We start from the raw sequence: 12,577 nt of genomic DNA, 5'->3' as shown, positions 1-12,577 counted from the left end.
ACCGCACCCGCTACCAGTACCGATACTATTTACAGCGGTGTTAATGCCAACGATGTCGCAGTTACTAATACTGACAACGACACCAAAGGCATTACTGTCACTCACACTGGATTAAGAACGACAGAAGCGGGGGGAACTGCCTATTTTGGGGTAGTTCTAGATAGCCAGCCTACAGCAGATGTGTTGATCGGGACGACATCGGATAACACGGCTGAAGGGACAATAGATAAACCGAGTTTAACTTTCACTCCGTATAACTGGAATACTCCCCAAACCGTCACTGTCACCGGAGTAGATGACTTTGTAGTAGATGGGAATGTGGCATACAACATTGTCACCGCACCCGCTACCAGTACCGATACTATTTACAGCGGTGTTAATGCCAACGATGTCGCAGTTACTAATACTGACAATGAGACTGATATCATCGCTCTTGATTTAGGCTTCAACAAGCTGCAAGAGTCCCTGACCAACAATCTGGCGGCTCAAATCCCGGTGGTGGGTGATAAACTCAACGCCATTGCCCCTGATTTTCTAAACAGTATTAAGAACAGGCTAATCACCGACCTGAAAGCGGCGCCAAGCTTCGATAAGGTGAAGTTTCAAGACACCATTAAGACTTCCCTTGGCAAAGACTTCCCCAACCTGACAATTACAGGCTCAGTTGGGGCAAACGGAGAAGCCAAAGTTCTGGTCAGCCTCAGCAAAGAGTACGCAAAGACCCTGGGACTGAATGGTAATTTGGGACTGCCAGCGCTGGGATTGAATACTCAGGGCGATGCCGACGCCAAGTTCAAGTACGACTTTTCCTTGGGATTGGGTCTGAATAAGGATGGGATCTTCTTCGATACTACGAATACAAAGCTTGCCCTCAACGCTGAAGTCGGGTTAGCCAATAATTTTACGGGCAAGGCCAATCTAGGTTTCTTGCAAGTGGATCTAGCGAACAACGGTGCTAACCCCACTAAAATTACCGGTGACTTTAAGGCATCTCTGAAAGATTTAACTACCGCCCAAGGAGGGATAAATGACGGGCGACTGACATTCACTGAACTCAGCAAGGGAAACTATAAACTCTCGGACTTGATTGGTACGAGTTTAGACACCAAAGCCAACCTCGGCCTGAGTGCAAAAACCAGCGTTAATGGCAGTGCTGCGATTCCGTCATTCAACTTCGACCTCAACGCAGGTTTTTCGCCGCTTTCGTATAAGGATGGGAAAGGCAGTGGGCCGCAAAAACCCAGTGTTGAGTTCAAGAATATGCAGCTCGACTTGGGGAGCTTTATCACGGGTTTTGCTAAACCTGTCATCACTAAAGTCAATGATGTTGTTAAGCCAGCTCTTCCTATCATCAATGCACTCAACAGCGATATTAAACCGCTGTCTGAATTCGAGGTTGTCAGGAAATTTTTCGACCAAAACGGCGATCGCAAGGTCACGCTGATCGAAGCAGGTGCTTCTGTCGCAGGCAAAAAAATCGATACTCGATTCCTAGATGGCCTTCAGGATATCGGCAAGGCTAGTGATTTGCTCAACGATATTTCCTCTCAAAATGGCAACATTGCTATAGACCTGGGTGACTATAAGATAGATTTCGACGCCACCGATCCCAAGGCTGATACTAAAACCGCTAAGACAACTCAAACCAAAACAGCGGCATCTCCTACTGACCAAGCTAAATCGAAGTCGAAGGGAAAGACTCAAGAGTTGCTTAACCTATTCCAAAAGATGCCTGGGCTGAGTTTACCCATCTTGACCAATCCTGGCACCGCGATCAATTTACTGATGGGTAAACCGGATGTCACCCTGTTCGCCTATCAAGTGCCGAAGCTAGACTTTAAGTTCACAATTGACCAAACGTTTCCTATCTACTCAATTCCCGTTGTAAATGTAGGTGTCAACGGCAAGTTACAGGGAAACTTTGAAGCTAAAGCGAACTTTGGGTTCGGCTTTGATACTTCTGGACTTTCTCAATGGAAACAATCTGGCTTTAAGGCCTCAGATGCCTCTAAAGTTCTCGATGGCTTCTACGTGAGCGATCGCCAAAATGCGGATGGTACGGGGCCGGACGTTAATGAACTCAAGCTCAAAGCTAGTATTAAGGCTGGGGGCGGGGTTGATGCTAAAGTGGCAAGAGCTTATCTTACGGGCGGAATTGAGGCGAATGCTAAGTTTGACTTGCTCGATGTCGGTGAAGACCTGAGCAAGGGCACTAGCGGCGATGGCAAAATTCGTGCCTCAGAAATTACTTCCCGTATTAGCAAACCGCTGAGCCTGTTTGAAATCAATGGTGATGTTAAAGCCACCCTAGATTTTAAGGCTGAGTATTGGAGATTTGGTTGGACCACGGCTTACGAGAAGCGCCTGGGTGAGATGGAACTGGCTAACTTCCGATTGGGAATTGGTTCGACGCGCAAGAGTCGTGCCATTGACGGTTACATCACTGGCGGAAAAGTCTTCTTTGACGCCAACTTCAATAGCCTGCAAGATGATACCGAGCCCTTCGCCTTTACCAACCCTGATGGCAGCTTCGACCTCACAGTAGAACTAGAAAAGTTCGACAACAATAAAGATGGCAAGATCGACTATACCGAAGGCAAAATTGTCATGGCCGACGGGATAGATATCTCTACCTATTTGCCCCTAGAGACACAGTTGTCTTCTACTCCCGAGTCTGAGGTGGTGACACCTTTAACTACCATCATTGCTGAGTTAGCCCAGCAAGGCATTGACCCTGAAACTGCTGAAACTCAAGTGAAATTGGCGCTGGGGCTGCCGGCTGATGTTGATTTGGGCAGCTACGACCCCCTGGAAGCGATCGCCAATGGCGACGCGAAGGGTGTGGGAGTGTTTGCCTCGATGGTCATGGTGCAAAACACGATCGTCCAGGTGACGAAACTTATTGAAGGGGCTTCGGAAATACCCCTCACTCAACTCGGAAATAGGGCAGCCGCCGCGATCGCCGATACGCTTAAAGCCGGTACTCCAGTTGACTTGAGCAAACCAGAGACAATTCAGGCGATCGTACAGTCGGCGATCGCTGGTGTGGCCACGCAAGACAGCAATCTCAACACACAGCCGTTAGCTAGGGTCGGCTCGGCTGCTGCACAAATAATGGCGCTAGGCAATCAAATTGTTCAGGAACTCACCGCTAGCGGTCCCTCATTAAGTGATATCGCTACGGAAATTACCAAATTGCAGGCAGTATCAGTTGGTCAAATCGCAGTCGGACTGGCGCAATTGGGAGCGGGAACCCAGACTATCGAGCAGTTCCTCGCTGACAACACCAAAGAAAAGATCCTGGAGAAGATGGCACAACTGAGCGTGAATGACCCCACCGTTCGCCCCACCTTCGAGACGATTGACCCCAAAGACCTGATCGTTCCTTATCAACCTACCTCTGGCGAAATCGGCACCGGAATCGGCACCGAAACCCCAACAGCGATCGATCCGACCCCATCAGCAACCCCGACACCATCAGCAACCCCGACACCATCAGGAACCCCGACACCATCGGAAACACCAACTCCCACGCCAATAACTAATAACCTCTCAGACGATGACTGCATCTGCGACCAAATTACCTATCCCAACTTAAACCGACCCAACTCAGTTGAAAACACCATACTCGGCGCATCCGGCCTTCAAATAGGCACTGCCCAAAACGATGAATTACTAGGTAGCAATGCTGCCAATATATTCGAGGGCAAATCCGGAGATGACAACTTATACGGTGGTGCCGATAATGACATTATTAATGGCAACCAAGGCAATGACTTCATCGCCGGAGGCAAAGATGAAGATATTCTCTACGGAGATGAAGGAAGCGACATCATCCTTGGCGAGTCTGGTAACGATTTAATCTTTGGAGGCAAAGGCAATGACTTGTTACATGGCCGCGAAGGTATTGACATCATTTATGGCAACAAAGATGATGACTTCATCGATGGTGGCAAGGATAATGACACCTTATATGGAGGCAAAGGTAACGACATCCTGCTTGGCAGTCAAGGTGATGACAATCTGTTTGGACAGTTAGGTTCAGATACCATCTGCGGCGGTGAAGGTAATGACTTAATCAACGGTGATGAAGGAGCAGATATCCTGGGAGGGTGTGCCGGAAATGATACTCTTTTCGGAGGCGCAGATAACGATACTCTCACTGGTGGGAAAGGCAACGATCTCCTTGACGGAGGCATGGGCAATGATAGTTTGGTCGGCGGTAGCGGCAACGATATCTTTGCCTTAAAAGCCGGTCAAGGATTTGATATAATCGCTGATTTTACCGTCGGTCAAGATTTGATTGGATTAGGTGGTGGTTTGAGTTTTGGACAGTTAGAAATAACTCAAAACACTCAGGGAACTATCATCAAAAACCTCTTGACAGGGGAGCAGTTAGGTGTGATGGTTGGAGTGAGTGCCAATGCGATTACATCGGCTAATTTCCGGTTGATTTAGGAAATCAAGAAAAGTACGATCGCCCATTCGATACAAAAGGGCGATCGCACTTCTACCCTTTTAAAAGGTCTAGCCAAAATTTAACGATTATTCATACTTTCGGCCGCGCCACTGAGTAGGCTGATTTAAAGCAGAAATTAGAATTCGCAAAAACGCCAACGGATCGGCCAAAGGTGACAGCCAAAACAGCCATTTACCAGATGCCCCAGTTGTATCGTAGGAAGGTGCGATCGCGAAACACAAAGCCGCTCGCACAGCAACCAAAAATACATTCAATCCCAACAGCCAAAAGTGCGGAAAGACACCAACCGGCGGCAGCGAACCAAACAGCAAATAGCACAACACAATCGGCACCGGCAAACCTTGAACCGCCAGCAACAGCCACAAATCACCCCAAATTTTACCGCCCGAAACAGCATCTTTCAAATCGAGCGATCGACCCCATTCATTCCAAGTCTCGATCGCCCCCTCATACATCCGCACCTTCAACACCTTAGCCCCATCCAAAAAGCCCACCTTAAAGCCCTTAGCAGCAGCATAGCGAGCCAAAGTCACATCATCGCAAAACGAACCCCTCGCGACCTCATAGCCCCCCAAAGCCACCAAAACCTCGCGCTTACACAAGAAACACTGACCGTTCGCCATCACCCGTTCCGGCACATCCCCGCCCGTTCCCGTGGGCCCGAACCGATAAACCAAAGTCATTAAAAAAGCAGGTTGCAGCCACAACTCCCCCGGATACTTGAGGATAAACTGCGGCGACAGCGAAATCAAATCGTAATTTCCAGCCGCCGCCGTCTTCAGCAAACTCGCAATCAAACCCGGATGCGGCACAGTATCCGCATCTATCCCCAAAATCCACTCGCACTTCTCGGAACTTGCCAAAAAACCCGCATTCAGCGCCCAGGGACGCCCTACCCAGCCCGCCGGCAGCGGATCGTCGTTAATCAAGCGAAACCGGGGGTCTTTTTGTGCTGCAGCTTTGACTAAATCTCCGGTTCCGTCTACCGAATAGCTGTCAACCACGATCGCTTCTCGGAGTTCGTAACTTTGGCGGGTTAATCCTTCCAAACAAGGCGAAATGCGATCGGCTTCGTTCAAAGTCGGTACTACCGCAGTACAAGCACCTAACAAATCCAGCGTCGGCGAATCCGGTTCCAGGGGCGGGATGCGCGATGGGCCTTTAATCAAACGAGACATAAGAAGGGCTGCGGCGGGCAATTGCAGTAGCAGAAGTGCGACAAGGATGATAGTTGTCAGCGGTTGAGAGAACAGGTGAGGGGCGATCGGGAAAACCATACTATTGAAGAATTGAATAATTGAAAAATTGGGAATGACTGACGGGATATGGGTTGGGAGCTTATTTACAGATCATTTTTTTGGTAACTGATGTCAATTTAAAAAATTTAATAAAATTTTGACCTCAAACATATTACAGGAATTGGGAATGAAAAAATTGCCACTGAAAAACCCGGTTTCTGGTAGAAACCGGGTTTTTAAACTAGCTCAAAATTTAGTGTAAATTTTTGCTAAATCAGCCGCAGTTACTTGCTAGCAACTCACTTACGCAAAACGCCCACGGGCTGAGGTGGAATTTCAGCCGTAATAACAGATGTATCCAAAGACGGCATTGTTTCGGTTACGTCACCTGCTGCGGGTTTAGCGATCCAGCTTAACGCGATCGCCGGAACTACGCCCAGAAGCACCGCTAGCGATGTCGGGAACCAGAACCGAGAATCCAACGAAGTTACAGTGATAATTGCTCCGAAAGCAAAGTTTACCAAATAAACAATTAAGGGCAAACCCAATTCCGATCGCTCTAATTTAATCGGTGTTTTTCTCCACAAGAAAGCTGCTACAGACATAAATAGCGCCCCCGTACCCATCCAGCCGGCCAAATTGCGGTAAGGCATCCCAAAGAAAGCCCCAAGTTCCTCAAACTCCCAAAAAGGCACAGAAGTTTGACTCATCGCCGGATCTAGTACAAAATCCCAAGCTGTTAGCAGCAAAGCACCAAGGGCGATCGCCCCCACTTGGCGCACCCAGTTGAGTTCACTTTTACCGCCAGCTACTCCAGCGCGAGCAATTACATAGGAAACCAGTCCCAGATAAAACCACGAGAGGGGAATTGTAAACGGAACCAGCCCTGCAATTTTGTAACCCAAACCGCTCAAATAGTGGTAGTGGCCAAAGGGAAAACCCGTACTCGTTCCCAGCAACTCGCTACTCAAGGACAAAAACACAGAAGGCAGTAAAAAAGCCAGAGTTGCACCCAAACCCAACGTCCGCAAGGCATAGAGAGCAACCGCTGCAGCACCAAAGATGATATAAACTACTCCACCCCCAGCCATCCCCCACTGGAATAGCGTTTGCCCTGCTGGTGGCAAACTCATCACCAATTCGGGACGGGGTAAAATCAGCAGCAACCCTGCCAATCCAAAAGCCATTGACAAGACGTGGGCAATCAGGCAAAAGCGCTCAGCAATCAAAAGTTGCTTCATGGGACTCCTCGAAAAAATATTAGATGCAGAAAGCACTCTTAACAGTTTACAAACTTTAACAAAAAACCAACTGCATTTGAGTCAGTTGTCTGTTGACTGCCAGCCCAATGCCCGATGCCCATGCCCGATGCCCGATGCCCCATCTTAAATTACTGCCAATTGCCCACCAGCACGAAAGGTGCCCAGAAATACGGATTCTGATACTGTTGGTTTTGCAACAGAGTTAATTGAGCGTTGCGGAGGGCTTCAGCTTTGCTGGTTTTAGAAGAAGCAAGCTGCCGGTAAAACTCAGTCATAAAGATAGCTGTAGATTCGTCGTTGACTTGCCAAAGGGTGGCGGCGGTGCTGCGGGCACCCGATCGAATTGCGGCCCCGGCCAAACCCAAAGCCGCGCGGTTATCGCCCGAAGCAGTTTCGCAAGCACTCAAAACCAAAAGTTCGATCGGCTGTTGTCTCTCCCCAGTGCGGGCTCGCAGGAGTTGATCGAACTCCTTAACATTCACTTTCTGATCCCAAGTCACAATAAAAGTATCCGCCGCATTCGAGCTAAACTGACCGTGAGTTGCCAAATGGACGATCGGGTAAGACAAAGCTTTAATTCGATCGTGCAACCGCCCGCTGACAAAATCTTGATTCAGCAGCGAACTTGCAGGCATCTCGGCAGCAATTTGTTGAATTTCCTGCGTCACCCCCGGCAAAGCCGAGAAGCCTTGACGCGCTTCTGAGAGGGCAGCGGTGAGCACTCTTAACTTGACTTCCCTCAGCGGTTTGGGTGCCAGCAGTTGCAGTCCCGGCGCTAAAGCAATACTGTATTTTTCTACCAAAAACTTTTCACCGTCGTGCAGCACAGCCATCGGCAAATTCCGCAAATAACCGTCGAGCACAAATACCAGGGTTTTAATCCCGCTAGCCGTCAAATCTGCTTCCGCAGGGCGGATTAACCAGTCATAAACCTGTTCAACGGATCGCCTCCTGTCGCGGGGGAAAGAAGCAGGCCTGATGGTATTTTTGGCTTGTCGGAAGGCAGTTTCCAACTCGGCTTGAGACTTCTTAGTAGTATAGCGGCGCAGGGGTTTGCCGGGAATTGACAAAATTACCTCCAAACGATCGCTCAAAATAATCGGATAAATCACCGCCGCTGTCGGATCTATTTCCTCGATCGACTTTGGTTTAGCATCAGCGCAAGCATCCCGAAAAAAGTTGTCCAATTCCGCCAACTGCAAAGATTCCACCGTTTGGCGCGCTAGTTTCAACTTAGCTTGACTGGGAGATTCCTCTTGCAAAAGCAGCCCGACTAATTCCCGATAAACCGGTTCGGCACTTTCCCGAAACGAAAATTGCACTTCGGGATTGACTGTCACCAAATCGCCCCGCAAAGAAGACAGTACATTCACAGCTTGAGTATATTGAGCGATCGCCCCTTCTGTATTTCCCTGAGCTTTCCGAATCCGCCCCAGTTGCCAAAACAATTGGTAAGCTATATCGGGAGATTGAAACGCCGGTGCTAAACTCAAAGCCTCAGTTGTGAGATTTTCCGCTTTCTGATACTGCTGTTGGATTTCCGATAGTTTGCCTTTCGCTGCCAGAATATAAGCTTGTATTCGTTGATCGCCCAAACTGTTTGCTCCTTCGACAGAGCGATCGAGCATTGTGTCAATATCGCTTAAACTCAAAGTTTCCGCAGGCGACTGAGCTAATTTGATCAAGCTTTGAGCTAGATTAATTTGAGCGTAAAGTCCGGCGCGATTCGACCCAAATTGAGTGGATTGAGGTTCGATGGAACGCCACAAAACCTCTGCCTCAGACCAATCTTGGCGATCGATCAACAAACTCAATTGGTTTAACTTTGCTTGAATTTGTAGGAGCGATCGATCCGGGGTCGCCTGGGCCGATCGAGCATAATACTCTAGGGCAAAGCGTTCCCAATCACCGCGCTGTTTGGGTGTCAAACCCGGTTTATTGCTTTTAGCCCGTACCGTATTCCCCAAATTGAGATAAATTGCAGCCTCCTCTGGTCGGCTACCTAATTTTTGGGCTGCTTCTAGTCCCACGGACAGTAAATCCTGCGATCGTTCCAGTTGTCCCAAAACCCGCAGCACCCGCCCTAAAGCATGAATTCCCCGGACTTGTTCGAGAGACACAGGCTGATTTTTCAAAGTTTCCAAACCCGCTGCCGAAATTTCGCAAGTTGGGTTTTCCAACTTGAAAGAAGCTAACAGCATTTTGCAAGCTCTGGGGTAAAGTCCGAGAATTTCCCAAGCCCGACTTTGATTAATTTGAACTTGAAAAAGTTGGTTTTTTCTATCAATTTGCTCGAAAATTTTAGCAGCTTGCGTCCAAATATCGATCGCATCTTGAGTCTGCCCCCGTTCAAGTTGTAACTGTCCTTGAATGTTGAGAGTTTCAGCCAAAATCCGCTGCTGTTCGGGAGTGTTGGCTTGTGTTCGCACAGCCGACAAACTCGAACTTACAGCTTTTTCTGCTTCTTCCCAAAGCGCCAACTGCCCGTAGGTTGCAGCTAAATTGCTCAAAGCTGTGGCGCGATCGAGATTTTCGCCTTTTGCCTCAAACTGCGCCGCCGCTTGCTGCAACAACGGTACAGCTTCCGAAAAACGTTCCTCTTGGTACAGAGTCCGAGCTTGTCGGACAAGCTGCACCGCTTGTGGTGGATTAACCTGAGCAACTCCGGGAGGAATCGCAACTGCTAGCAGACAGGAAATCACAAATAACAGAATTACTTGCCGGAGCGATCGGGTAAACTTCATATTTAGAAAATAAAATTACAACCGCAGACACACATACTAATTAACCCAAATACATCTTATTCTTGATCTGCGTTAATCCGCGTTAATTCGCCTACATCGGCGGTCAAAAAAAACCTAATTTCAACGCGGCACACAACCAGAACTAGGTCGAGGATTGCGAGAGTCAGCAGCATTACCCGGATTATATCCAACAAGCATAACTTCTCCTTTCGCATTCACCACCCAACCTTGCGCCGGAACAACTTCCCGATCGGGGATTTCCCCTTCTTCCTTCTTCGGTCGATCGGTTAAATCGGTTAAACCCTCTACATTCGTTGCCGAACTTCCTGCCTCTTCTACCCACGGAAACGGCGATAGAGGGCTGCTGAGAACATCATTAGGACTGGGTGGCACTCCTCCTTTCCCAGTAGCGGTAAACTCGCTCTCGGCCCCTCGGATGCAGGGATTTGCAGCAATTAACGCAGCCGGATTCACCACATTTTGTGGCAGTTCCACTAAACCTTGAGCAGGATTCACCCCAGAAGAACTAAATGTAACACTACCTTGCAAAGCCGGGCCACTACTTTGGGAAATAGCCGCAATATCGCTGGTAGGAAGTAAAGAAGTTGGATTTACTTGTAAGGCCGCAAATTCAGCATCAGTCACTCCTAAACTACTTATAGCTTGTTCGCGGTTAATTGCTGTAAAACCAAATATATTTGGTACATTTACCGTAACTTTTCCTCCTCTAGCTGTGCGAGCATTAGCTGTAATGTCGCTATTTTCTCCTGGTAAAGCGACTAAAATATTGCTATTGATTATGATATTTCCACCTTCAGAAATACCCACATCCGTTGTAATTCTGCTACCTCTTCGTAACTGGATATCTTGCGCCCTGATGTTAACATTTCCCCCACCGCCTGCGTCAGTTGTACCGTCAATGCTGGCTTTATTGTCTAGGGCAATTGAGTTAGCTACCATGTTAATATTGCCAGCCCTTCCCCTGCCCAAAGACTGAACATTAACCACTGCACTATCCCGGAGAATCAATTGATTAGCATTCAAATTCAACGAACCCGCATTTCCGGTAGCATTGGGATTGACTAAAGTAAATGCCCTACCAGCCGAAGCCTCAATTCCACTTCTCAACTCACTGTTACTCCCAATGCCTTGCACTTCTACGCGATCGGCATTAATTGTAATATCTCCCGCATCTCCTGCACCCAAAGAAGCCGCAGAAATAATACCCCCATTTCTTACAGCGAGCATGGGCGTAGAGAGGCGGATATCTCCACCGCTACCAGAGCTTGTACTTTGAGTAGCCAGAGAACTCCCTGCGAAGCCCGCATCCCCTAAAACTCCAGACACGCCGCTCACTTCTATCGACTCTGAAGCTCTGATAGTTAAATTTCCTCCAGGCCCCCCACTGGTAGAAAACACGGTTTCGCCAATAATCGAACCCGTCGATAAACTAGCTGAGGCTCCATCAGAAACAGTCAGCCGCTTAGTGTCGATGGTAATATCCCCGGCTTTCCCATTCCCATCGAAAGAGTTCGTGCTGATCGTAGTTCGCGCCAGACTTCCAGGGATTCCTCCCGACAATTCTACAGATTCCTGCGTTTTAATCGCGATATCCCCCGATGCTCCATCACTGCGGCTGACGCTAACGAGATTGGAGCCATCGCGCATGATTAACCTTTGTGCGTCAATAGTTATGCTTCCGCTCTGACCGCTACTTCCGCGATTTGTTCCGCTACTGAGCGCTGAACTGACGAGTTCGATGGTGTTAGCACGGATATTCAGATTTCCGGCATTTCCAGCACTAAAAGTGACTGTACCGCCCAGTACCCCATCGCGCAGCAACAGCCGTCCGGTGTCAATGTTAATCTCTCCGGCGGCTCCACTGCCAGCAGTGCCAGCACTCAGAACAATTTGCGGGTCAAAAGGGTTGAACGTTCCAGAGGGTAAATATTGGCTATAAAATCGCTGATAGCCTTCAATTCCCAGCCCGCTCATTTCTACTGAGTCAGTAGCGTGGATGTTTAAATCGTTCCCCTTCCCATCTGCCAATGTGGCGGTGAGAATTTGCGACCCTTTATCTACTCGCAAGTTTTGGGCATTAATATCAATACTTCTGCCATCAATATTTCCAAGTATTAGGCTATAAATTCCCGAACTACTGACGGTGACATTTGAACCCCTGATGTCAATTTTACCACCGCCCGATCCGCTGGTATTTATCAATGCACCGTTCATTTTAACGTTGCCGAAATTCTGAATATTGTTGTAGTTTAAATTCACCCCCAAAGCCGTTGGTTCAAATTGTACTAAACCGGGACTTTTCACACTTCCCAGTAATATTTGTCCGGTATAAGCTGTTAAATTTCCTCCTACCAGTTGGATGTCACCGCCAATTAATGCTAAAGTTTGACCTGGATCTACTGCTAAACCAAGTTTGTTAGAAACAGGGATTTCTATGGGTAGTGGCGGTAAGGTTGGTGTGGGGCCAATAGCTTGGGAAGAGTTGACTATTGTGCCGGAATTGTCTCTAAATCTCAAACCCACAGGAATATTAATCGCTAGCAATGGCACTGCATTAGAATTAGCTGCACTAAATTCAAAGCCATTATTAAAAACAATTCCGCTACCAGTAGAACCGATAAATGAGCCGCGCAAATCTAACCGAGCATTGGGGCCAAAGACAATCCCTTTGGGGTTAATTAAAAACAAGTTACTGTTTCCCAAAACTCCTAGAGTTCCTAAAATATTAGAAGGGTTGCCACCAGTAACGCGGGTGAAGATGTTGGCAATTCCGCTGGGATTGGCAAAATATGCTCCCCGCCCTTCACGGATGTTAAATTCGCGCAAGCTGTG

5 protein-coding genes are annotated in these 12,577 nt (G+C 48.2%); 1 reads left to right on the top strand and 4 read right to left on the bottom strand.

Annotation, left to right across the window (positions count from 1 at the left end; genetic code table 11):
• On the top strand, positions 1–4,458 hold a 4,458-nt coding region (locus QUA38_RS22605), incomplete at its 5' end, for a calcium-binding protein (RefSeq protein ID WP_333165774.1).
• 87 nt (positions 4,459–4,545) lie between these two features.
• Here the strand turns inward: QUA38_RS22605 and cruG are convergent.
• From cruG to QUA38_RS22585, 4 genes are all read right to left on the bottom strand, one after another.
• Positions 4,546–5,757, bottom strand: coding sequence for a 2'-O-glycosyltransferase CruG (gene cruG, locus QUA38_RS22600; protein ID WP_333165772.1), 1,212 nt, complete (start codon positions 5,755–5,757; stop codon positions 4,546–4,548).
• 260 nt (positions 5,758–6,017) lie between these two features.
• Positions 6,018–6,959, bottom strand: a complete 942-nt coding sequence (gene cruF, locus QUA38_RS22595; protein WP_333165771.1) for a gamma-carotene 1'-hydroxylase CruF — start codon at positions 6,957–6,959, stop codon at positions 6,018–6,020.
• A 149-nt stretch (positions 6,960–7,108) separates the two neighbouring features.
• Positions 7,109–9,724, bottom strand: a complete 2,616-nt coding sequence (locus QUA38_RS22590; protein WP_333165769.1) for a CHAT domain-containing protein — start codon at positions 9,722–9,724, stop codon at positions 7,109–7,111.
• Positions 9,725–9,844: 120 nt separating this feature from the next.
• Positions 9,845–12,577: two-partner secretion domain-containing protein (locus tag QUA38_RS22585; protein WP_333165766.1), on the bottom strand; the 2,733-nt coding region annotated here is incomplete at its 5' end.

Origin of the sequence: Microcoleus sp. Pol12B4, from assembly GCF_036701385.1 — a bacterium.
Classification (GTDB): domain Bacteria; phylum Cyanobacteriota; class Cyanobacteriia; order Cyanobacteriales; family Microcoleaceae; genus Microcoleus.
Note: the sequence above shows the minus strand (reverse complement) of the source record. Positions and strands in the feature narration are given on the sequence as shown.